Origin of the sequence: Paraliomyxa miuraensis (assembly GCF_026337845.1) — a bacterium.
GTDB classification, from domain to species: Bacteria; Myxococcota_A; Polyangia; order Nannocystales; family Nannocystaceae; genus Paraliomyxa; species Paraliomyxa miuraensis.
Genome location: NZ_JAOVZF010000145.1, coordinates 25,852 through 48,573, shown reverse-complemented (window position 1 = coordinate 48,573; position 22,722 = coordinate 25,852). Strand labels below are relative to the sequence as shown.

Annotated in this window: 21 protein-coding genes; 11 read left to right on the top strand and 10 right to left on the bottom strand. The window is 70.4% G+C overall.

Annotation, left to right across the window (positions count from 1 at the left end):
* Window positions 1-60 precede the first annotated feature (60 nt).
* Window positions 61-942 carry a LysR family transcriptional regulator gene (locus tag OEB96_RS11945; protein WP_266215701.1) on the top strand — a complete coding sequence of 294 codons (882 nt, stop codon included), beginning with the start codon at window positions 61-63 and terminating at the stop codon, window positions 940-942.
* 3 nt (window positions 943-945) lie between these two features.
* On the opposite strand, the gene OEB96_RS11940 is transcribed toward OEB96_RS11945, so the two are convergent.
* Both OEB96_RS11940 and OEB96_RS11935 read right to left on the bottom strand, forming a co-directional pair.
* Window positions 946-2,184 carry an arabinose transporter gene (locus tag OEB96_RS11940; RefSeq protein ID WP_266215700.1) on the bottom strand — a complete coding sequence of 413 codons (1,239 nt, stop codon included), beginning with the start codon at window positions 2,182-2,184 and terminating at the stop codon, window positions 946-948.
* Between the two features lie 41 nt (window positions 2,185-2,225).
* On the bottom strand, window positions 2,226-2,732 hold the full coding sequence (locus OEB96_RS11935; protein WP_266215699.1) for a DUF2938 domain-containing protein: 507 nt from the start codon (window positions 2,730-2,732) through the stop codon (window positions 2,226-2,228).
* Between the two features lie 253 nt (window positions 2,733-2,985).
* On the opposite strand from OEB96_RS11935, the gene OEB96_RS11930 reads away from it, so the two are divergent.
* Window positions 2,986-4,212: an ATP-grasp domain-containing protein gene (locus OEB96_RS11930; protein ID WP_266215698.1), complete on the top strand. Its 1,227-nt coding sequence runs from the start codon at window positions 2,986-2,988 to the stop codon at window positions 4,210-4,212.
* 91 nt (window positions 4,213-4,303) lie between these two features.
* Window positions 4,304-6,463 (top strand): RelA/SpoT family protein, encoded by a 2,160-nt coding sequence (locus tag OEB96_RS11925; RefSeq protein WP_266215697.1) that lies wholly within the window; start codon window positions 4,304-4,306, stop codon window positions 6,461-6,463.
* A 19-nt stretch (window positions 6,464-6,482) separates the two neighbouring features.
* On the opposite strand, the gene OEB96_RS11920 is transcribed toward OEB96_RS11925, so the two are convergent.
* Window positions 6,483-6,983, bottom strand: coding sequence for a hypothetical protein (locus tag OEB96_RS11920; RefSeq protein WP_266215696.1), 501 nt, complete (start codon window positions 6,981-6,983; stop codon window positions 6,483-6,485).
* Between the two features lie 14 nt (window positions 6,984-6,997).
* Complete coding sequence (locus tag OEB96_RS11915; protein WP_266215695.1) at window positions 6,998-7,975, bottom strand: PDZ domain-containing protein; 978 nt, start codon at window positions 7,973-7,975, stop codon at window positions 6,998-7,000.
* Between the two features lie 350 nt (window positions 7,976-8,325).
* On the opposite strand from OEB96_RS11915, the gene OEB96_RS11910 reads away from it, so the two are divergent.
* The 3 genes from OEB96_RS11910 to OEB96_RS11900 are packed head-to-tail and all read left to right on the top strand — an operon-like array spanning window position 8,326 to window position 9,254.
* Window positions 8,326-8,661, top strand: a complete 336-nt coding sequence (locus tag OEB96_RS11910; RefSeq protein ID WP_266215694.1) for a carboxymuconolactone decarboxylase family protein — start codon at window positions 8,326-8,328, stop codon at window positions 8,659-8,661.
* Entirely contained in the window at window positions 8,658-8,897 is a 240-nt protein-coding gene (locus OEB96_RS11905) for a carboxymuconolactone decarboxylase family protein (RefSeq protein WP_266215693.1), read from the top strand. The genes OEB96_RS11910 and OEB96_RS11905 overlap by 4 nt, the downstream gene beginning before the upstream one ends.
* A 24-nt stretch (window positions 8,898-8,921) precedes the next feature.
* Complete coding sequence (locus tag OEB96_RS11900; protein ID WP_266215692.1) at window positions 8,922-9,254, top strand: carboxymuconolactone decarboxylase family protein; 333 nt, start codon at window positions 8,922-8,924, stop codon at window positions 9,252-9,254.
* Between the two features lie 13 nt (window positions 9,255-9,267).
* Here the strand turns inward: OEB96_RS11900 and OEB96_RS11895 are convergent, their stop codons facing one another.
* Window positions 9,268-10,428, bottom strand: a complete 1,161-nt coding sequence (locus tag OEB96_RS11895; protein WP_266215691.1) for a hypothetical protein — start codon at window positions 10,426-10,428, stop codon at window positions 9,268-9,270.
* An 8-nt stretch (window positions 10,429-10,436) separates the two neighbouring features.
* On the bottom strand, window positions 10,437-11,885 hold the full coding sequence (locus OEB96_RS11890; protein ID WP_266215690.1) for an AAA family ATPase: 1,449 nt from the start codon (window positions 11,883-11,885) through the stop codon (window positions 10,437-10,439).
* 165 nt (window positions 11,886-12,050) lie between these two features.
* Between OEB96_RS11890 and OEB96_RS11885 the strand changes: the two genes are divergently transcribed.
* Genes OEB96_RS11885 through OEB96_RS11875 form a run of 3 tightly spaced genes read left to right on the top strand, consistent with a single transcriptional unit; the run spans window position 12,051 to window position 15,674 of the window.
* On the top strand, window positions 12,051-13,886 hold the full coding sequence (locus tag OEB96_RS11885) for a CRTAC1 family protein (RefSeq protein ID WP_266215689.1): 1,836 nt from the start codon (window positions 12,051-12,053) through the stop codon (window positions 13,884-13,886).
* A gap of 8 nt (window positions 13,887-13,894) precedes the next feature.
* Window positions 13,895-14,335, top strand: a complete 441-nt coding sequence (locus tag OEB96_RS11880; RefSeq protein ID WP_266215688.1) for an acyl-CoA thioesterase — start codon at window positions 13,895-13,897, stop codon at window positions 14,333-14,335.
* Window positions 14,336-14,354: 19 nt separating this feature from the next.
* Window positions 14,355-15,674 (top strand): TfuA-like protein, encoded by a 1,320-nt coding sequence (locus tag OEB96_RS11875; RefSeq protein ID WP_266215687.1) that lies wholly within the window; start codon window positions 14,355-14,357, stop codon window positions 15,672-15,674.
* 12 nt (window positions 15,675-15,686) lie between these two features.
* Here the strand turns inward: OEB96_RS11875 and OEB96_RS11870 are convergent, their stop codons facing one another.
* From OEB96_RS11870 to OEB96_RS11860, 3 genes are read right to left on the bottom strand one after another with little or no spacing between them, the layout of a single operon-like run.
* Complete coding sequence (locus OEB96_RS11870) at window positions 15,687-16,937, bottom strand: YcaO-like family protein (protein WP_266215686.1); 1,251 nt, start codon at window positions 16,935-16,937, stop codon at window positions 15,687-15,689.
* Window positions 16,934-18,472, bottom strand: a complete 1,539-nt coding sequence (locus tag OEB96_RS11865; protein ID WP_266215685.1) for a DUF4135 domain-containing protein — start codon at window positions 18,470-18,472, stop codon at window positions 16,934-16,936. Before OEB96_RS11865 ends, OEB96_RS11870 begins: the two co-directional genes overlap by 4 nt.
* A 47-nt stretch (window positions 18,473-18,519) precedes the next feature.
* Window positions 18,520-18,840 (bottom strand): nitrile hydratase subunit alpha, encoded by a 321-nt coding sequence (locus OEB96_RS11860; RefSeq protein WP_266215684.1) that lies wholly within the window; start codon window positions 18,838-18,840, stop codon window positions 18,520-18,522.
* A 146-nt stretch (window positions 18,841-18,986) separates the two neighbouring features.
* Between OEB96_RS11860 and OEB96_RS11855 the strand changes: the two genes are divergently transcribed.
* Together OEB96_RS11855 and OEB96_RS11850 are read left to right on the top strand one after the other, a co-directional pair.
* On the top strand, window positions 18,987-20,372 hold the full coding sequence (locus OEB96_RS11855) for a hypothetical protein (RefSeq protein ID WP_266215683.1): 1,386 nt from the start codon (window positions 18,987-18,989) through the stop codon (window positions 20,370-20,372).
* A complete protein-coding gene (locus tag OEB96_RS11850; protein ID WP_266215682.1) occupies window positions 20,369-21,742 on the top strand; it encodes an MBL fold metallo-hydrolase in 1,374 nt (457 codons plus the stop codon). The genes OEB96_RS11855 and OEB96_RS11850 overlap by 4 nt, the downstream gene beginning before the upstream one ends.
* Before the next feature lie 33 nt (window positions 21,743-21,775).
* Here the strand turns inward: OEB96_RS11850 and fmt are convergent, their stop codons facing one another.
* Entirely contained in the window at window positions 21,776-22,720 is a 945-nt protein-coding gene (gene fmt / locus OEB96_RS11845) for a methionyl-tRNA formyltransferase (protein WP_266215681.1), read from the bottom strand.
* Between the last annotated feature and the right edge of the window lie 2 nt (window positions 22,721-22,722).

Genomic DNA, 22,722 nt, shown 5'->3' with positions numbered 1-22,722 from the left:
CTCGGCCGAGCGCAGGTTCGCGGCGCCCGTGCCATAGTCTCGGGTCTCGCGAGCGCCTCGATGGACCTCCATCAGCTCAAGACGTTCGTCACCGTGGCTCGCGAGGGCAGCATCACCCGTGCATCGAAGCTGCTGCACCTCAGCCAGCCCGCGGTGAGCGCTCACATCAAGGCGATGGAGGACACGCTCGGGCTGAGCCTGTTCGAGCGAACGCCTCGCGGCATGAGCTTGACCCACGACGGACAGCGGCTGCTCGCCAAGGCCGAGCTGACGCTCGCCGCCCATCAGGAGCTGATGGCCGAGGCCACGCGCAGCCGGGGCGAGCTGACGGGCAAGCTCCGCATCGGCGCCGGCAGCAACTCGAGCCACGAGGCCGTCGGAAGGCTGCTCACCACCCTCTCGGCGCGGTTCCCCGGCGTCGACCCGACCCTGCGGCACGGCACCTCGCAGGAGATCCTCGCCGGACTTCGCAACGGGAGCCTCGACGCGGGCTTCTACAACGAGCCGGGGCAGGCCCCGCCCGACCTCGACACGATCGAGGTGGCCGAGTTCACCATCGTCCTCGTGGCGGCTCCCGGGGTCGTGGCGGCCTCCGATCCACCGGACTGGGAGGCGATCGCCGCGCTGCCGTGGATCTACCCCACGCAGAGCGCCTGCTGCAGCCGCGCCGCGCAGGACCTGTTCACGACGCATGGATTCCAGCCCAAGCGAGTGATCGGTGCCGATCGCCAGGACGTGACCAGGACCCTGATCGCCAGCGGGCTCGGCGTGGGCCTGCTGCACGCCGACACCGCGAGGGATGCCCAGCGCAAGGGAGAGGTCGAGCGGCTGCTCGAGACCGACACCCGCGTGCGCATCCTGTTTGCATGCCTCGAGAGCCGCGCCCAGGATCCCCTGCTGGTCGCGGCGTCGTCGATCATGCGCACGAGGCCGGCCGACTGACCGTCACTGCGGGGTCCGCTGCCCACCCGACTGCAGCACGGCGGCGACCAGCAGCGAGCCGAGCGCCATGATCGCGCCCACGGCGAAGGCTGCGTCGTAGCCACCTGCGCCCACCACCACGCCGAGCAACGGCACGCCGACCCCCATCGTCACGTCGAAGCAGGCCGCGTAGGCACCGAGCGCAACGCCGCGATTGTGCGGCGGCACGCGCCGGATGGCCTCGACCCCGAACGACGGAAACGCCAGCGAGAAGCCGAGCCCCGTCAGCGCGGCCGCCCCGACCGCCATGGTTGCCGAGCTCGCCAGCCACATGCCGAGCTGGCCCACCATCGTCACGGCCGCCGAAGCCATTGCGACCCGGGCTCCACCGATCCGGTCGGGGAGGCCGCCCAGCAGCAGCCGAGCGAGGACGTAGGCCACACCGAACGCAGTCATGGCGAGCGCAGCATGGGACCAACCCTCCTGCTCGAACCGGAGCGTCGAGAATGCAGCGATCGCACCAAAGGCGAGCGCACCGAGCATCAGCCCCAGGCCGGGCAGCCAGATCGACCCGATCACGCGGTGGAAGGGGAGCCGCGCCCCGCCCACCGGTCGCACGGCTCGGACCAGCACGACGAGGCCGAGCGCCATCAGGGGCGCCAGCGTCGACGACAGGGACATCCCGGCGAAGCCGTGGCGCGCGTGGAGCAGCGAGCCCAGCGGTGCTCCCGCCGCGAGCGCGCCGTACATGGCGACGCCCACCCACGACATCACCAGACCCGATCGCTCTCGCCCCAGCAACCCCACGCCCCACGCCAGGGCCCCCGTGATCACCAGGCCCTCGCCCAGACCCAGGAGGGCTCGCCCGACCAGCAGGACCCCCAGGCTCGCCGAGGGCTCGGCCACGGCGCACGACAGCACATACGCCACGCCGGCCAGCACCGACAGACCAAGCCCGAGCACGGTGGCGCTGCGCGGTCCTCGTCGATCGGACCACGTCCCCGCGCCATGCCGCGTGAGCAGGGTCGCCCACGACTGGACGCCGATCGCGAGCCCCACCACGAACGTGCCGAACCCGAGCGTCCCGTGGACGTGGCCCGGCAACACCGGCAGCGGAAGCCCCATCGCGAGGAACTCCATGAAGACGATCCCACAGATCGGCGCGAGCGCCCTCCAGGGCGAGATCGCCAGCGAGCCGGGGGCCATGGGCGTGGTGGTGGGGGATGACGGACCTGGAAGGTTCGAGGAAGCATGTGTGGTCATGGGAATCAACATCCTTTCGGGGTGACGCGGGACCGACTGGCTCACTGCCCCGCCGGAACGAGCCAGGCGACGACGCGCGCCGCGAGGTAGAGCCCGAGCCCGAACACGGTGTGCGTGATGAGGCTCTTGAGGCAGTTGAAGACGGGCGTGGGGGTCTTCGACGAGGCGATGCCGGCCCCCAGCGCAGGCTGCAGCACGAACAGCGGTGCCACCACCGTGACCAGCCCGATGACGAGCGCAGGCAGCGGGGTCGGCGATCGTGCCCACTGCAGACCGTGCACGGCGAGCAAGAGCACGGCGAAGGCGATGCCGATCGAGTAGTGCGCGCCCCAGCCGAGCAGCAGCTCGCCCCGAACCGGGGCGGTGCGGGCGATGCTCTCGTGCAGCCACTGCCCTCGCGGCATGTGGCCGATCCAGCGCCCGAGGAACGCGAAGTTCAGCGACGGTACGCCGAACTGCCGCAGCACCGCGGCCCACACGTCCATGGCCATCGTGGCCCCCGTGCCGATCAACATGCTCCGTACGACGAATTCGAGGGTATTGCTCACGGTCTCGTTTCCACCTCTCTCGATGACCAAGCCTTCCTCGTCGGGCGGTGACGATCCAATCGTTCTTTTCGAGGTCGGCCCTCGGAAATGCCGAGGACCCCGTCGCCGGTGGCCAGCCGCGACGGGCAAGGGTGGCGGGTCCGCGGCAGCACCCCCGGCCATCGAGGCACGGCCGGGCTCCAGCGGCCCGATCCCGGGCCTCGAGCCCGGCCCGATTGTGTCGATGGCCCCGGCTCTCGTAGAACCTCCGGCCGTGCGCCACGTCGCCCTCGTCGCCCCCCGCTTCTTGACCAACACCCTGCGCTACGTCTCCGCGTTCCTCGAGCTGCCCGATGCCCGCGTGTCGCTGATCTCCGAGGACCCCGAGATCAACCTGCCACCGGCGCTGCGCGAGCGGATCGCGGGGCACTACGGCGTGGACAGCTGTCTGCAGGCCAGCGAGCTCGTGCGCGCGTGCCAGGCGATCCACGAGGGCGTGGGCCCGATCGATCGCCTGTGCGGGGTGCTCGAGCAGCTACAGCTGGCCATGGCGCAGGCGCGCGACGAGGTGGGCATCGAGGGCATGAGCCTCTCGGTCGCCCGCAACTTTCGCGACAAGGATCGCATGAAGGAAGTGCTGCGCGGCGCGGGCGTGCCGGTGGCCCGCAGCGCGCTGGTCACCTCCCCCGAGCAGCTGCATCACTTCGCCGACCGGGTCGGGTTCCCGATCGTGGTCAAGCCACCGGCGGGGCTCGGTGCAAGGGCCACGTTCCGCATCGGCTCGCCCGAGCAGCTCCAGGGCCTGCTCGCGCTGGGGCTCGCCCCCTCCCCGACCGCGCCGGCCCAGGCCGAGGAGTTCGTGGTGGGCCGCGAGTTCACGTGCGAGACGGTCACCATCCACGGCAAGCCCGTGTGGCGCAGCGGCACCCGCTACTTCCCGGGGCCGCTCGAGGTGCTCGAGAACCCGTGGATGCAGTACGTGGTGGTGCTGCCGCGCGAGGCCGACGATCCCACGTGGCGCGAGTTCGACGCGATCAACGGCGCGGCCCTGGAGGCGCTGGGCATCGGCACCGCGCTGACCCACATGGAGTGGTTTCGGCGTCACGACGGCTCGATGCTGGTCAACGAGGTCGGGGCCCGCCCGCCGGGGGTGCTCATCATGCCACTGATGAGCGTGGTGCACGAGACCGACATGATCGCCGCATGGGCCGAGCTGATGACCTTCGATCGCTTCGAGCCCAGGCCGCGCAAGTGGGCCGCGGCGGCGGCGTTCCTTCGCGGCCAGGGTCGGGGCGATCGCGTGGTGGCGGTGCACGGCTGGGAGCAGGCGCGCGAGCTGGTGGGCGACGCGCTGGTCGAGGCGAGCCTGCCCGCGATCGGCCAGCCGCGCGCCGAGGGCTACGAGGGCGAGGGCCACGCGATCGTGCGCCACGCGACCACCGAGGGCGCGCAGGAAGCGGTGCGTCAGCTGATCACACACGTGCGCGTGGAGCTGGGCTGAACCCACCCCCTGGCCACGCCCGGCGACGGCGGCCGCGCCCGTGGTGAAACGGGCTGGCGTTCGCGCCCGCGTTCTTGCACCCTGCCCCCGCATGGCCGACCGCCAACAGCTCACCGTCTCCGATCTGCACGCGCGCCTGCGCGAGCGCGGCGACGAGGAGCGCGCCGCGATCGAGCAGGCCCTCGAAGACACCGAGGCCCTGCACTCGCCCGCGGCGCTCGAGCGCGCGCTCGACGTGGCCATGCTCCTCCTCGATCTACGCCTGGATGCGGCCACGGTGGTCGCCGGCATGCTGCACGGGGGCGTGGCCGCCACGGCCGAGCCGGGGCCGCTCGAGGAGCGCCATGGCTCCGAGGTCCGCGGTCTGCTCGAGGGCGTCGGCCGCCTCGACACCATCGAGTGGGACCACCTCGAGCGCGAGGCCTCCGAGAACCTGCGCAAGATGTTCCTGGCCATGGCGTCCGACGTGCGGGTGGTGCTCATCGCCCTCGCCGGGCGGGTCCACGACATGCGCTGGCTCGACGACCGCACCCCCAAGGAGCGGCACACGCTGGCGCGCGAGACGATGGACGTGTTCGCCCCGCTCGCCAACCGCCTGGGCATCTGGCAGGTCAAGTGGGAGCTCGAAGATCTGGCGTTTCGCGAGCTGGAGCCGCAGACCTACCGCGAGGTGGGCAAGCTGCTCGCGGAGAAGCGCGCCGCCCGACGGGCCATGATCGACGAGGTGATGCGGGTGCTCGAGGACGAGCTCGCGAAGGCCGACATCCCCGCCGACATCATGGGGCGGCCCAAGCACATCTACAGCATCTACAAGAAGATGAGGCGCAAGGGCCTGACCATCGACGAGATCTACGACGTCTCGGCGGTGCGCGTGTTGGTGGAGGAGCTCGGCCAGTGCTACGCGGTGCTGGGCCTGGTGCACGGGCTGTGGTCGCCGATTCCGGGCGAGTTCGACGACTACATCGCCAAGCCCAAGTCCAACTTCTACCGCTCGCTGCACACCGCGGTGGTGGGCCCGGGGGGGCGCAACCTCGAGGTCCAGATTCGCACCCGCGAGATGCACGAGCAGAGCGAGTACGGCATCGCGGCCCACTGGCGCTACAAGGAGGGCGGCAAGTCGGCGTCGCGGCGCTTCGACGAGAAGATCAACTGGCTGCGCCAGCTGATGGAGTGGCAAAAGGAGGTCACCGACCCCGCCGACCTCGCCGAGTCGCTCAAGACCGACGTGTTCAGCGAGCAGGTCTACGTGTTCACCCCCACCGGAGAGGTCCTCGACCTGCCGCAGGGCGCCACGCCGATCGACTTTGCCTATCGGATCCACACCCAGGTGGGGCATCGCTGCCGCGGGGCCAAGGTCGACGGGCAGATCGTACCGCTCGACCACGAGCTGCACACCGGCGAGCGGGTCGAGATCATCACGGCCAAGAACGGCAAGCCCTCGCGGGACTGGCTGAACCCCCACCTTCGCTACGTCAAGTCCACCAGCGCCCGGGCCAAGATCCGCTCGTACTTCCGCGAGCAGGCGCGCGACACCTCGATCGCCCAGGGCCGCGAGATGGTGGAGCGCGAGGTCAAGCGCCTGGGCATGGACGCCACGCTCGACTCGGTCGCGCTGCTGTGCGGGCACGAGGACACCACCGACTTCCTGGCCAAGCTGGGGTTCGGCGACCTGTCGATCCAGGGCGTGGCGGGCAAGCTGCTCGAGGCCGAGCGCGAGCGCAAGAAGGCCGAGTCTCCCCCCGTGCCCCCCAAGCCGGCCCGGCCCCCACGGGATCGGGTGAGGGGTGGGGTGAGCGTGGGCGGCGTCGACGACGTGATGAGCAGCCCCGCCAACTGCTGCCACCCGGTGCCGGGCGACGACGTGCTGGGCTACATCACGCGAGGGCGCGGGGTGGTGATCCACCGCCGCGACTGCCCCAACGTGCGCAACCACCCCGAGCCCGAGCGGCTGATCGAGCTCGACTGGGGCCACAAGCTCGGCGACGTGTATCCGGTGGAGCTGCAGGTGGTGGCGCAGGACCGGGCGGGGCTGCTGCGCGACATCGCCGACGTGGTGTCGCGCGAGGGGGTCAACATGCGCAGCGCGACCACTGGAGGATCCGGCGGACGGTCCAGCGGAGGGTCGAGCAGCGACGGCGCGGCGGTGCTGCACACCACGCTGGACATTCGCAGCACGGAGCAGCTGCTGCGGGTGATGAGCCGGCTCGAGCAGCTGCCCTACGTGCGATCGGTGCGGCGGCTGGCGGGGTGAGGCGAGGCCCGCCCGCTCGTCACCCGTCGCATGCCGCCCCCTCGTCCCCCAGGCACTCGCGCACGAACTCGGTGCACCCGGACTGGTCGAGGTCCGGCGCCGTGCAGGCATGGGCGCACGAGGATCCGTCGAGCCCCTGCGCCCAGCACACGTTGGTGAAGTTGCACCCGGCGAAGCACCCGTACGTGCAGTAGGCGTTGCGCGTGATGTGAACCCCGACCAGATCGGCGGCCGCGATCGACTCGGCCGGGAGGAACCGACCGTGCCCATTGCACACGGGCTCGCCCGCTTGCTCGAGATCGATGATCACGAGCTCCTCGTCGGGCGGCCCGCCGTGGAACAGGAACCCGAACCCGAACGGGCATGGCGTGACCATGGGCTCCCGACAGGCTTGCATGGCCTCGTCGTCCGGCGGCGGCTCCCCCTCGTCGCCTCCATCGTGTCCGCTCTCGCTCGGCTCGACGGAGTCGTCGTCGGGGGTGCAGCCGAGCATGCAGGCAAGCAGCAGCAGTCGTCGCATGGGCTTGTTCCTCTCTACTGAATGAGCACGGTGGTCACGAATTGGTCGCTCCCACGTCCCACCAGGAGCGTGAGGCCGGACGGAATCCGGCCGTACGAGAACCGCTCCTCCACCGCGAGCATCACCGCCTCGAGGCCCTTCATCGTCTCCCCGTCGACCGCGAGGATCACGTCGCCCGGCTCCAGGCCCAGCGCGGCCAGCAACCCCTCGTCGGAGCGACGGGAGATCTCGAAGAAGCCATCCGCACGCAGCCGGAATCGGGTGTCATCGCAGGACGACAGCGGCTCGCCCTCGAACATCACGATCGCCTCGACGAGCGCGACGTCGACCGAGAGCACTCCCGTTCCGACCTCGCTCACGCCTTCGCGCGGCTCCCACATCGCACAGTCGTACGGCGGCACCTCATCATCGGTGACCCCTTCCGATCCCGTTGCGTCCGGATCGTCGTCCTCGCCGCTGGTCGGGTCCGCGCCCGTCTCGTCGAGCCCCTCCTCCGAGCATCCCGTCAGCGCGACGATGCAGGCCTCGGCCGCATTCGGGTCGTCGAACGGCAGGCACGCCCAGCAAGTCGGCTGACCTGCATCCGTCAGCCCCCCGTGGCACAGGTGCTCGCCCCGTCCACACCAGCCGCATCCCATCTCGCAGTCGTCGCCGCCATGGTGGTAGACCCCGACGTAGTCCGCCGCACTGGCCACGTGGACCAGCCACGCGCCGGGACCGACGCCCACCGACGCGACGGGGTCGTCCACGAGGGTCATGGAGCTCGTGCCCCCCGAGTAGTCGACCCAGAACTGCAGCGGATACTCGCAGATGGACTGCACATGGACCGCGGCCTCGATGCACGTCAGCTCGTCGCCATCGGTCATGCCGCCCATGGTCGTGGTGGCGGGACCGACCGGCGGCTGGTCGTCTTCCAGCAGACCGCAGCCGGATCCAGGCGGCCCGATCACCAACAGCGCCGCGACGGCGGCCGTACACGAGATGAACTTCATGCTCCAATCCTCCTCGTGTCCCCTCTATGCAACGTACGCAGCGCGTCAAGGCGAGCGGATGCGATCCCCATGAATTTCGTGGCAGGGCCTCCAAGAAAACGGAAGCGGTGGGAAGCGACGTCTCAGTACCGGACGCATGGTCGTCGGATGTCGGCGAACCGTGGAGTCCTCGCGCCGTCGATCTCCTCGAGCGAGGCCACCGCAGGCTCGGGCCTCGGACGCGTATTCGCGCTCGAGCCCGCCGCGATCGACCTTCCATTTGGACGCGCACCTGCGGTCGCGATCGGGCTACGATCCCGAGGACGACGGTGGCGCTCGTGCAGCCGTCGAGTCACCAACGGGAGCACGCGATGAGCTTCGACTTCGACACGATCCTCGAGAAGATGTTGGCGAGCCTGTTCGAGAGCGACGATCCGCTGGCGCCGCTGCGCAGGAACGCGGCCAAGCGCACCGCGGCGCGGCTCGGCGTGGGGCTCGAAGGCACGGAGCTCGACCCCGGGCTGCAGGCCTACGTCGACAAGGTCGGCAAGGAGCCGTTCAAGGTCGTGGACGAGGACATCGAGGAGCTTCGCAAGGCCGGTCTGTCCACGACCGAGATCTTCGACGTGACCGTGGGGGCGGCCGTGGGTGCCTCGCTGGCGCGCCTCGAGCTCGGCCGCAAGGTCATGGCTGGGGGTGCCCCATGAGGGTAGACCTCGTGTCGGGGCTCTCGCCGCTCCAGCGCTTGGTGGGCGGCCTGATGCGCGCCGTCATCGGTGCGTTCCCGGGGCCCATCCAGGTGTTCTCGTACCGCCGACGGTACTTTGGCAAGCACGCGGCGCCGCTGTTCCACGCGGCCATGCGAGGTCCATCGTCGTGGACGGTGGCCGAGCGCGAGCTGTTCGCGGCATTCGTGTCCAAGAAGAACGCGTGCGCCTATTGAACGGGTGATCACACCGCGGTCGCGGTGGCAGCCAAGCTGGATCGCGCGTTCGTCGAAGCGGTGCTCGAGGATCACCGCAGTGTGGAGCTCTCGGCTCGCCTGCGAGCCACGCTCGACTTCCTCGAGAAGCTGGTGCTCGACCCGGAGTCCCTCGGCCCGGCCGACGCACAGGCCATGCGCGACGCCGGGGTCGACGAACGCGCGATGGACCAGGCCCTCCAGGTCGCGTTCGTGTTCGGCATCATGGACCGCCTGGCCGATGCCTTCGACTTCGAGCTGTCCACCAAGCGCACCTCGCGATGGCTCGGACGGATCCTGCTCCGGGGAGGCTACTCGAGCGCGAGCATTCCCGGCTGACGCACCGAGCCGGCTATCGGCGATGCTTGCGGATCGTCGCGGGCTTGCGGTTGAGCAACGTCGCGAGCTCGTCGTCGGTGGCACCGGGGCGGTGGCCGAGGATCTCGGTGATGAGCTCGGGCAGGGGCTTGTGCTCGATGCTCGGCTGCTCGCGCTTGCCGGCGGGCACGTGGTAGTTGCGAGCGACACGGATGTGGTCGCAAAGCGTACCGGGCAAGCCATCGAGACCATCGAGCGGGGGCACGGCTGACCTGGAGGCCACGCCACGCTCGACCCCGCCGACGCGGAGAATCGGCTTGTCCAGCATCAGGTCATGCTCGTGACGCCAGTGGTCGGGATAACGAGCGTCGAGCCAGTCATAGGTGAGACCGAGCAACTCCTCGTTCGGAGCGAAGACCTCGGCGCAGAGTCCCTTCCACGCCTCCAGCAGGATCGCAGCTCCAGACGCGCACGCCGCATCGAAGGCATGCGCACGACTCTCGAGCCTCCTGATGCGCCGGTCGTAGGCCGTCAGGAGCGCGGGACTCGAGTCCAGTCGAAGCAGCGCGATCGTCCACGCGCCTCGGAGACTCCCGTCGCGCGGTGTGGGGATCCAGCGATTGTAGACCCGGCGATACTGGACGTGTTCGATCGGATCCTCGGTCGAGTCCGCGGGATCGAGCAGCAGCGCATCCTCGCCGCCCGGCGGCACCTCGTGTTCCTCGAGCACGCGCGCGGTCCTGGCCTGCGGGAAGCGGCTGTGCTTCACGCCCGAATTGCAGCCCGAGCAACCGAACACGAGGTTCTCCCAGGTCCACGCCAACCACCAGTATCCAGGTCTCGACGTCCACCGGACTCGGTCGAAGCCATCGCGTACCGGCGGGAGACCGCGAGCAAAGCGTGCGTCGTCCTCGAAGTCGGTCGTCTTGGGTACCTTCCTCGCGGTGAGACCACCCCAGTCGACGTCCTTGGCCTCGACCTTGGGGCGATAGTGCTCGACGGGTGCTGCCTCCTCACGCGTGGTCAGCTCACAGTAGGCACACTTGTAGAGCTGACGTGCAGCGAGTGTGCCTCGAGCGGCCTCGTAACCGCGAAATTCGACCGGAGGGCCTCCACGCAACCTCGCCCTGGCGAGGTGCTCGTCACGCGCCAGGACCAAGCCCTCCGGCTCGTCGCCTCGATCGATCCGAATCATCGTGCGCGCTACCCGACCTGATCCCCGCGCCTGCGCAGAGCCATCGGAACCCCGGGGTCGATGTCCTCCCGGCGCAGACCTTCGAGCAGACGTCGAGCGGTCTCATCCTCCACGTCGGTGCGGTACGGATCGGTTGCAATCCGCACGTAGCGCTCGAGCTGCTCGCCGAGCTCGGCCGGGTAGAGCTTGTCGATGCCGAAGAACAGCTCGTAGAGCTCCGAGCCGGTCAAGAGCCGTGGGTCGCGGGGGGTGTCGACCTGCACGACGTTGCCCTCGTCGTCGAAGTCGAGCATCACGACCTCCTCGCGGTGGAAGGCGCTGAGGAGGATCGGCGAGTGCGTGGTCGCGATGAACTGCATGCTGGGCAGCGTCTCGCGGAGCGCCTGGATGAGGCCCACCTGCCACCTGGGATGGAGGTAGAGATCGATCTCGTCGATGAGAACCAGGCCTTCGATGCCCTCACGCGGCGTCTCCGGCCCTCCTTCGAGCACGATCTGCCCCACGAGGTCCGCGACCCAGGCAAGCGAGGACTGGTAGCCGTGGGAGAGCCACCGCGCAGGGAGCTTCAGATCCTGGCCCTTGACCCGCTGCAGGAAGCGGTGGCCGTGGACGAGATCCTCGGGCTTCGAGACCCCGCCTCGTCCACGCAGCTCGATCTCCTCGATGCCGGGTACGATCTGCTTGGTGTACATCAGCACGTCGCGCAGGAGCTGTGCGTACTTCCGCGCGACCTCGGGCTCGAACAAGGCCTGGAAGTTGGGACCGATGAGCTGACGCGGGCCGAACAGGGGTCGCAGGCGATCGACGGATGCACGCTCGGGACGAGTGACCGTGAGCGCGTCCTCGGGCAGGTCACGCTGCACTCCGTAGCCCGCCACGAACCACAGAGGGAGGTCGTCCTCCCGAGCCGCGACCAGCGGGTCGGAATCCCGATCACCGCTTCGCTCGCGCCGCATCGTAGGGTCCTCGGCGTCCTCCGTACCCAACGGGAACGCGGAGGCGTCGACATAGTCGGCGTTTCCAGCCACCGAGCGATCGGGGCTCACCCGGATCCGACTGCGAAGCACGTGGTCCACGCCAAGCTCCCGTCCATCGCGCAGCGGATGGACCTCGGGCAGCGAGCGACCGGAGGGGCCGAACACGAAGTCGGCCGAGATGTCGACCTCGGCGTACTTGAATCGTCGGAGCGGAGACCCGACCTTCATCCCCGCTCGAAACGGTATGTCCTGCCGCAGCCGCTCGTCCGGCAGCGATGCCCGGATGTCCTTCACCAGGTCGTCGGCCCGGAAGTTCCCCGCCGCCGCCAGCGCGGCCGCCTGCAACAGCGAGGTCTTCCCCGTTCCGTTGGGCCCGATGAGCACGGTCCACTTGCGCGGCTCTCCGTCCGCCCCCCGCAGCTCGAGCGTGAAATCGCGGAGGCGCTTGAGGTTCTTCACCCGCAGCTCACGCAGCCACATGACGACTGGGACGGTAGCCCGGGGTCCCTGTCGTGTCGAGCCGGAGCAACGTTTCCCATCCCACCGCCAGCCCTCCAACAGGATCACTCGGACGGTACGCGCGCCGCCCATCGCCAACGCCCGGCATTCCTCGTACGATGGTGACTCGAGGAGGTCATCGCGGCCATGCGGACGCGTAGCAGGACGATCGCGGTGCTCATGGCCCTGGGTGGCACCGTGGGCTGCGGCGAGCTGCTCTTGCCTGCTCCCGCCGACGAGGACCCGAGCACCTCGACCGGCGACGCACCGGCCCTCCCCGACGCCGGATCCCCACCGCCCAGCCGCCGCCCGACCGTCGACGACGGCGAGCCCCCCGATCCTCCCGAGCCCCCCTCGGTGCTCCTCGACGTGGGCTCCGCTCCTCCCCCTCCCGAGCACCCACCGCCGACCCAGCGCTTCGTCGACGTCACCCACGAGGCCGGTCTGCACGGGCTCGACCCCGGCGCGTTCCAGATCCCGCCGTTCTGCCTGCTGAGCACGATCCACGACCCCCCGGGCGATCACGACTACTGCATCCCCGAGCGCTTCCTGGGCGCGGCCGCGGTGGGCGACTACGACGGCGATGGCTGGCCCGACGTCTACCTCGGCCGCATGGACGGGCCGGGCCACCTGATGCACAACCGCGGCGACGGAACGTTCGAAGACGTGGCGATCGAGGCCGGCCTGCACTCGCCTGCGCCGGCCGGTGGCGCCGCGTGGCTCGACACGGAGGGCGACGGGGATCTCGATCTGCTGCTGACCAGCTTCGGCGGCACGCGGCACCACCTCTACGTGAACCTGGGCGACGGCACCTTCCACGAGCAGGCCCGTGAGCGCGGAGCGGCGATCGAGTCGCCCCATGTCCACGTGGGCATGGGGATCGCCGTGGGCGACTACGACCTCGACGGCTGGGTGGACGTGTTCGTGGCCGACTGGCGCAACGAGCTGCTCCTGGGCCCGGCGCCGGGCCTGAACCGCCTGCTCCACAACCGCGGAGGCGTGGCGGCGGGGAACTTCGAGGACGTGACGGATGCCATGGGGATCGATCTGAAGGCGGTGACCGCCGGGATCGCCATCACCCCCGGCGCGTTCGGGTTCGCCCCTGCGTTCGTCGATCTCGACGACGACGGCTGGCCCGAGCTGACGCTCGTGGCCGACTTCGGCACGAGCCGCCTGTTCTGGAACGACGGCCCGGCGGGCCTCCACGACGGCACGGAGGCCGCGGGCGTGGGCACCGAGACCAACGGGATGGGCTCGGCGTTCGGCGACCTCGACGGTGATGGTGACCTGGACTGGTTCGTGTCGTCGATCTGGAACCCGGGCACGGAGGACGACGGCAACCGACTGTATCGCAACGTGGGCGCTCGCAGCTTCGCGGATGCGACCGATGCGTTCGGGGTGCGCGAGGGCGGCTGGGGCTGGACCGCGACCGCATTCGACGTGGATCTCGATGGCGACCTCGACCTCGCCCTGGCCGCCGGGTGGCCCTCGATGCAGTTCGTGGGCGATCCGTTGCGGCTATGGATCAACGGGGGGATCAACCCAGAGTCCCCATGGACCGAGGAGTCCTCGCTGCGCGGGCTCGACTACCCCGGGCAGGGCCGCGGCTTGGTGGCGTTCGACTACGACCGCGACGGTGACCTCGATCTCCTGGTCGCGGGCAACACCGAGCCCCCGGCCCTCTACCGCAACGACGTGGACGAGGGGGCGGCATGGCTCGAGGTCCAGGTGCGGGGCGCGGGCGGCAACTCACAGGGGCTGGGCGCGCGGATCCGGGTTTGGACCGAGCCGAGCGCGCCTTGGCAGGTGCGGATCATCGGGGTGGGCGGGCACCTGTTCGGTCAGGGCGAGGCGATCGCCCACTTCGGCCTCGGGGACGTGCGGGCGCCGCTGCACCGGGTGGAGGTGCACTGGCCAGCCTCGGGCCAAACGGCGATCCTCTACGACGTGCGTCCCAACCAGCGCCTGGAGATCTTCGAATGAGAGCACCCGTGAGCATCGAGCTTCCCGTGGCCTGGGGCGACATGGACGCCTTTGGCCACGTCAACAACACGGTCTACTTTCGGTGGTTCGAGTCGGCGAGGATCGCCTTCTTCTACGACGCCCAGGTTCCTCACCAGCGCGTGGAGCTGACGCAGGCGCCGATCCTCGCGAGCGCCACCTGCACGTTCGAGCTGCCGCTGACGTTCCCCGACACGGTGCGCGTGCTGGCCTCGATCGTCCGCGTGGGCACCAAGAGCTTCACGATGCGCTACGAGATCCACAGCCTCGACCGAGGCCGCCGCGCTGCCCACGGCGAGGGCGCGGTGGTGTGGTACGACTATGCGAGCGGCCGCTCGACGGCGCTGCCCGACGAGCTGCGGGAGCGACTGCTGGCATTCCTGCCGACCGATCCTGAGGGCCAGGGCTCGGAGCACCGCGACCAATCCTGAGTCACCAACGGATTGCCGGATGCATGGGAACCACGCGACGGGAGGCTGCTACGTCTTCCTCGGACCCAGCCTGCCGATCGACCAGGCCCGCGCGGTGCTGCCCCACGCCCACTTTCGCCCTCCGGTGGCCCAGGGCGACGTGGCCGGGCTGCTCCCGCTTCGCCCCGAGTGGATCGGCATCGTGGATGGCCTGTTCGAAGCGGTGCCCTCGGTCTGGCACAAGGAGATCCTGCTGGCGCTCGAGCAGGGCGTACGCGTGGTCGGGGCTGCGAGCATGGGTGCCCTGCGAGCCGCCGAGCTGCATGCCTTCGGCATGGAGGGAGTGGGATCGATCTTCGAGTCCTATCGTGACGGTCGCTTCGATGGCGACGACGAGGTCGCCATCCAGCACGGCCCGGCGAGCACGGGGTACCGCGCGCTGTCCGAGGCCCTCGTCAACATCCGGGCCACACTCGATGCCGGCCACGACCAGGGCTTGCTCACGGCACGCGAGCGCGACGAGCTGATCGGCGCCGCCTCGGCGCTCCCCTACATGCGACGCCAGTGGCCCCGCCTGCTCGAGCACACGGCGGCGATGGGGCTCGACGCCGCGACGATCTCGGCGCTGCGTACCTTCGTGCGGGAGCAACCCGTCGACCAGAAAGCTGCCGATGCGCGAGCCCTGCTCCGCTACATTCGAGCGCAGCCGCCCGCCCCGGACCCCGCCCCGGGGCCGGTCGCACGCACGACGTTCCTGCACGACCTTCGGTACCGCGATGCGCCGATCCTCGGCGATCCCACCGGGCGAGCTCGCGTTCAGGACGTGCTCGATCACGCCCGGCTGACCATGCCGGGGTTCGAGAGCCTGCTCGACCGTGCCGCGAGCCACGAGCTGGCGGTCCAGCTCGGGATTCGGCTCGGGCTCGAGCCGTCCCCGGAGGACGTCGAGCGAGCACGTCACTCGCTCGAGCAACGGCTGGGCTGGCAGTCTCCGGAGGACGGCGCAGCGTGGTGTGTGGACAACGACCTCGATCCCGACCAGCTCGAGGCATTGATCGAGCGCTTTGCGCTCGTCGAGCTGATGAAGCGCAGGTTCCTCGACCGCCCCAACGAGTGGTTGCTCGCGGAACTCAAGTGGTCCGATTGCTACGCGCCCCACGCCCGCGCCGCGGCCTCGGAGGTCCATGCCCGGCGTGAGGCAGAGCCCCCAGGGCTCGACGTGCTGGTGCAGAGCCACTTCGACCGGCTCGGCCAGCCCGTGCCCGACGACCTCGACGCATGGATGCGCCGCCGCGGCATCGACGGCCGACGATCGCTGCATCGTCTGCTCGCCCGCGCATGGCTGGCCTCGGCGTCCTGAGCCCAACCGGAGCTACCGCCCGAGCAGCGCACGCGCACGCCGGCCGATCCGCCGCGCCTCGCCGCCATCACCCAGGTACTCCAGATCCGGGACGACCACCCGCACCACCGCAATGCCCACGGAGGGACGCTCGAGACTCACGACCACCACGCGATCGATGCCCTCGGTGCGCAGCGCCGCCAGCACGGTGCGCAGATCCTGGGCCAGGTCATCCGAGGCGAACGCCGGGACGTCGCGATAGTCGCGGGCCACGGGCAGCCGATAGACCTCGGGCAGCGGCGCGTCGGAGGCCCGCGCGGGGCCCTGCACGTCCCGGTAGTCCCGCCAGGGCATGTCGTCGCGAGAGCCCGCGATGCAGGTGAGCCGGCTCTGTGCCGCCTCGTGCAGGGCCCGTAGCAGCGCGACGCCGCGATCGAGGTGACAACCCGAGCCCGCGTTGCTGGGCAGCGGGTTGGCCCACGACAGCGGCTCGCGCTCGTAGATGCTGCAGCCGAACGCCGGAATTCCGAGCGACGAGGTCTCGTCGAAGATCGCCGTCTCGAAGCCGGCCGCATCGAGCCGCTCGAGCGTCTGCCTCGCGCCCGGGTCGTCGATGGTGCCCGGGTCGACCTTGGTGGCCGCCGCGTTCCCCAGCAGCTGCCGGCAGAGCCAAAGTGCGCTCGAGTCCCGCTCGACGACCTCGAGCAAGCCGTGCAGGCTCGCCTCGAGCAGCGTGTTCCCCGACGCCAGGCCGTTGGAGCTGACGTGGAAGCACGGGGCCGGGCGGGTAGCCGTGACGCGACAGTCGAGGTCCAGCAGCTCCCACGGGACCCAGACCGGCTCGCGCTGCATCAGATCCCATCCCTGCGTCCAGCGTAGCGGCAGATGGTGGTGCCAGGTGGTGTTGGGCAGCAGCGAGAGCCGCGTGGGGCCGAGCACGGGACCACGCTCGAGGAGCTCGGCGTAGCTGGCCACGACCGAGGGCCGCTCGATCCGCTCGGCGTGCCAGGTCTCGATGGACTCCATCGCGGCGGAGACCCGGGCTTCCTCCCAGCGGCTGCCCTTGCCCTGGGCCACCGACAGACTCCACGCGTTGGGACGAATGGCCAGGGCGACCGGAATGCCGATGTGATCGAGCCGCGTGACATCGGCGATGCGGGTGATCCCGAGCATCGGCAAGTGCGGCCGCACCCGAGCCCAGGTGGCCTCGGGATCGACGGCTCGGTGGGTACCGAGGCGATAGCCCTTGGGCTCGGAGCCGTCGACGTCGAAGGGTGCCTTCACCGCAGCCGCTCCCCGCCAGCGCTCACGGACGACAGGCACCTGCGAGTGACCTCGGCCTGGGCCGCGATGGTGGAGCGATCGAGCGTCATGATGCGCTGGACGCAAGCCTGCCAGGCCGACGAGGGGAAGCAATCCTGGATCGTCGACCCATCGGACAGGATCACCCCGCGCTCGCTAGCTCGCGCACGGAGCTCGGGCGCCTCGGCCCGCTCGAGCGCGGCCAGCTCGGCATCGACCACCCGCTGCAGGGCACCGAAGCTCGAGCCGGCCAGGGAGGCCGCATGGAGCTCGTGCAGCTCGCGACGACGCTGCTCGGGGTCGACCAGCGCCCGCGGGTGCAGCGAGTGCTGGATGAGCACCTGGTAGAGGTCTCCGGGGCGAAGCACGAAGGCGGTCTGCGCCTCGGCGAGCTCGGCGATCGGCCCGCTGCACGACAACAACGCCTCGCGTTCACCCATGACGGCCTCGAGCGCTTCCACGAGCCCATGGACGACCGCATCGACATGCTGCACCGCACCGACCGGGGTTCCATCGAGGACCGGCAGGTTGTGGTAGCGAGGGCTGATGCCGGGCGCCCGACGTAGATCGATCGCGTCGGTCCCCACGTGGACCCACTCGAGACCGGGGCGACCGGTGAGCACGCCGGGGCGCGCGGTGAGGCCCGCCGCATCCGCGCCCAGCCCGTCGTGAGGCAGCAGACCCGTGCGTCGTACGTCATCGGGCCCGGTCTCCTCGGCGGCTCGCGGATGCAGCAGCGTCTCGAGGTCCACGAGCACCGGGTGCTCGCCGTCGGCCACGAGATTGCCGGCGTGCAGATCGGTGGCTCCGAGCAGCCATGCAGCCCCGAGCAGGACCCCTGTGCGTCGATGGTAGCGCCGAAGCTCGTCGGCGCCGTGACACGGGCGATGAGGCACCCACGCCTGCCAGCCGTGGTCTCCCTCGTCGTGCACCGAGGCCGCCCGCGGCTCGGGGACGTCGGCTCGCTCGCCGATCCAGTGCAACAGCCGGGCGAAGCCACGATCGAGCACGAGCCCCCGAGGGCGGTGCACCACCCGACGACCGCTCGACAGCTCGATGAAGCGAACGAGCCGCGCGTGGGCCCGCCATCCATGTCGAGGGGCCTTCACACCGACGACGTGCTCGTCGGCACGTGGTCCGACCGAGCTCGCCGCAGATGCCGAGCGCTCCACGTGCTGCCATAGCTCGACCATCGCCTGCTCCCAGTCGTGAACGCTTCGATGAATCAGCGGCTCCAGGCCAGGCACACGCCCGAGCACGTCGGACCAGCCACCGTCGCACAGCCAGGCGATCAGCGCGTCGTGGCGAGCGCTGGAGTCGGGCGAGGGCTCCTCGAGCGAGCCCGCCGACCCGAGCGCGAGCTCGACCAGCAGGCAGCGTGAGCCGAGCGAGGAGAGTCGCCGCCTCAGGTCGCCGCCCACGGCGGCTGGCTGGACATGTCCCGCGCGGAGCTCCAGGCCTCGGCGCGCATCGTGAACGAAGGGCTCGAAGGCGTCGCCGAAGGGAATCGCGGGCACCGCTTCGCTCCACCCGCTCGCGGCGCGGACACGCCGCTGGCGATGCGCTAGGGGTCCACGGCCTGGCGCCGCAGCGCGGCACAGCCAGAGCGGGTCCCGATGGGGAGCAACGCCTCGATGTCGTCGGCGGAGAGCGTCTCGACCTTCACGTGCCCGGTGTACGGCAGGACGATGTGGCGCACGGTGTCGGTGTCCTCGAGGACCTTGATGGTGAGGCTCGCAGAGATGGCCTTGCCGCGCGCCTCACCGAGCACCTTCTTCGGATCCTTGAGCAACGCGGCGCGATACTTCGCATCGACGACGGCCTTGTGAATCACCTTGCTGACGGCGACTTCATCCTTGCTGATCTCGGCCTTGCGTTGCACCATGGCGCCTCCTATTGCGTGACCAATCGGGTGGACACCGTAGCAACCGCGCTCGAATGGTGTCAAGCAACGCGACTACCCCCTCGCCCGCGTCGGAACACGATCCTCTGCGCGATGCGACGTGCTTCATCGTGGAGGAGCATGGCGGCGTGCTGCCCATCTGGTATCGGCACGCACTGCGAGGCGCGACCATCATCACCCTCGATGCTCACCTCGATCTGCGTGCCATCGATCCCGAGCGCATCGAGGCGCTGCATCGCTGCCGCGATGCGGCTCGGATCGAATCACGGCAAGCGCCGGTGTGCTGGGCGTCGTCGACGGCCTGGTCGTACGACCTCGAGGACTTCCTGCTGGCCGCGTGGTCGCTGGGCCTGATCGGGCGCGTGCTACGCGTCGCCCGTTCGTGCCCCGATCCGCTGCGCTGGGCCGAGCACCTGACGAGCGTCGATGGGGTCGGGCCATGCGACCTCGACAGCCTGGAGCCCGGCCCTCATGGCCCCTCGATCGAGCTGTTCGGGGTTCCCGTGGTCGCCACCGCGCTCGTCCACCTCGCCAGCCTCGACGCCCGTGCGCCCCGTGTGCTCGACATCGACCTCGACTACTTCGTGGATGGCCACGGAGTGCCCTGGATCGAGGTCGAGGACGTGCTCGCCCAGCTCGATCCGCTGCGCCCACGCCTGCAATTGCTGACGATCGCGCGCTCGGTCGACAGCGGTTTCCACCCCCTACGCTACCGCCACCTCGCCGAGCACCTCGCGGCGTGGTGGAACGGCGACGACGAGGCTCGCGAGCACTACGTGCGTCTCGCGGACCTCGATGCACGAGCGCGCCGGGGCGAGGCGGTCGTGGGTTCGCTCGCGCGAGAAGCCGAGCGCTGGCCGAGCTGCGCCGCCACCCGCCACTTGCTGGCGCTGTGCGATGCCCCGCACGCATCGATGCACCACGAGGCGGCCGCCCGGCTCGATCCCGCCTATCGCGACGACCCCGCACGGGATGCGGCCGTGCTCGTCCAGCAGTCCCGCACGCCGCTGCCCGAGCAGCTCCATCGGCTCGCGTGCCGGCTGGAGCACGAGCGCGACGTGAGCCGGCGGGGTTGGGGTCACGTGGCGTTGGGACTGCTGTGGGTGCGCGCCGGATGCCTGCCCGAGGCCGCCCACCACCACCTCGAGGCACGGGCTCGCGTGGGTCGCAATGGCTTGCTGCTCCATGCGCTCGGGGACGCATGGCTGCGCAGGGGCGAGCGCTCGCGGGCGCGTCCGTGCCTGCGGGCCGCGCTCGATGATCCGCGCGTTCGGGGGCGAGCCGCTCTGCTGCTGGGCAACGACGAGGCACGTGAGGGCCGGCTGAGCGAGGCCGAGGCGCTCTTGTCCGTGGCTTGCGATGCATTCTCGCTCGCAGAGCGACCGTGGCGTCTCCTGGCCCAGCTCCGCGCCGCAACGGGCGACGAGCCGGGCGCGAACGCGGCATCCGAGCGCGCCGACGCCATCGCCGAGTGCATCACCCGGACCCACGCACGCCTTGGAGGTCACCCATGATCATCGACATGATCGGACACGCCACCGTGATGGTGGAGACCGTGGACCGCCGCATCCTGTTCGATCCCGTGCTGTTCGATACGCACCACGACGGCCTGTTCGCCGCCCATCCCCCACGGGAGCTCGAATTCGAGCGGATGCCTCCTCCGGACACGGTGGTCGTGAGTCATCAGCACCTCGACCACTTCGACGTGCGCTCCCTGGCCATGCTGCCGCGAGCGGCGGAGGTCCTCGTGCCCGAGGACGGGCTGCTCCGCAAGACCCTGGCCGAGCTCGGCTTCGCTCGCGTGCACGCGCTGCCGCCCTTGAGCCGCGTCTCGCTCGGCCGGACCGGCATCTTCACCACCCCATCGCAGGCCCCCGTGGTCGAGATCGGGTTCGTGGTGAGCGACCCCGGCGGCACGTGCTGGAACGCCGTCGACACCGTGCTCACGCCCGAGACCACCGGCATCGTGACGCGCCTCTTCGGTACGCTCGATCTGATGCTCGCGGCATGGCAGCCCTTGCTCGAGCTCGAGGCGGTGAGCGCAGGCGCACCGGGCTTTCCCCTGCGGTCCTACGGGGGGCTGCTGCAGCGGGTGATGGAGACGAATCCACGCGCGGTGATCCCCTCGTCGTGTGGTTTCGCGTACCGGGGGGCGAGCGAGTGGCTCAACCATCGGGTGTTTCCCGTGACCCGGGAGCGCTTCGTCCACGATCTCGAGCAGGCGCATCCTCCCCTGCGCGATCGCGTGCTGACGCTCGATCCGGGGGATCGCGTGGTGCTCGAGGATGGCGTGGCCCGCCGCGTGGTGGGCGGGTGTCCATGGGTCGAAGGACGACCGGCCCCGCCCGACGCGCTGGACTTCTGGCCGGTTGGCGAGGGTCCGCTGCTCGACGCCCCGCCCGAGTGGGGAAACGAGGCCGAGGTGGCCGCCGCGGTCGAGCACACGCTCCACTCGGCGCTGCCCGAGGCCATTGCCGAGCACTCCGGGCTGGCCACCACTCTCGCGCGCTGGGGGGCTCGCTACCAGCTGCAGGTCGTGGGGGGCTCGCCCTCGCACCCACGCACGTGGTGGTTTTGCTGCGAGTTCGCTGAGGACGGACCGCGGATCCACCATCGACGCGATCCCCTGGCCAACGTGCTGGCGCGCATCACCGCCTCGGGCCTGGCTGGCCTGGCCCTGGGCCGGCACGACTGGGATCGCGTCCACCTCGGTGGTCACTATCAGGCATTCGATCGGCTGTACCGAGCAACCCCGGCTGGTTTGGCCCGCCCCGAGGGCGTGCACCCCCCCGAGCCGTTGATGCTGGTGTTCCCCGCCCGCTCGACCTTTGCCGCGATGCGCTCGCACGAGGTGCGGCGATGGAGCACCCGCCCGCCCGAGTGACCCAAGCGCCGTGCGGCTCGTCGACCGCGTCGGTCACCCGAGCGGCACGCCGGGCTGGATGCGACGCCCCGCCGCCCACGCGGCGGCCGGCATCCTGCGCTTGCCGGCCGGCTGCACCACGGCGATGCACACCACCCCGTCGAGCGCCGCCACGTGCACGCCGTCGTCGTCGACCGCCACCACCGTCCCCGGGCCGTGCTCGCCCCGCGGGTGCGTCGAGGGCCGCGCGTCGAACAGCTTGAGCGGATCCCCATCGCGCACGCAGAAGGCCACCGGCCACGGGTCCATCCCGCGCACGTGATCGACCAGGGCCGCCGCGCTGCGCTCCCAGTCGACCCGCCCCTCGTCCTTGCGCAGCATCGCCGCGTGGGTGATGCCCTCGGCGGGCTGCGCGATGGGTGAAGGCACGTCGGGAAACGCGGCCAAGAACTCGTCGAGCGCCTCGGCGCCGAGCTCGGCCAGGCGCTCGAACAGCTGGCCGCTGGTCTCGAGCGGGCCGATCGGCGTGTCGATCATCCGGTACACGGGGCCGGTGTCGAGGCCCTCGTCCATGCGCATGATGGCCACCGCGGTCTCGCGATCGCCCGCGAGCACGGCGCGCTGGATCGGCGCCGCGCCGCGCCAGCGCGGAAGCCTCGAGGCATGCACGTTGATGCAGCCGTGGCGCGCGGCCGCCAGCACGTCGGGCGGGAGGATCCGGCCGAACGCCACCACGACGATCACGTCGAGCTCGAGCTCGCGAAGGCGCGCGGCAAGGCGGCCGTCCCTCATCTTCTTGGGCTGATCGATCCGATCGGCGGCCAGCCCCAGCTCGAGCGCGGCCTGCTTGACCGCCGGCGGGGTGAGCTTGCGGCCGCGGCCGGCCGGGCGATCGGGCTGACACACCACCAGCCGCAGATCGCAGCGCCGATGCACCGCATGGAGACTGGGCACCGCGAACGCGGGAGAACCCATGAAGGCTGCACGCAGACGGCTCATCG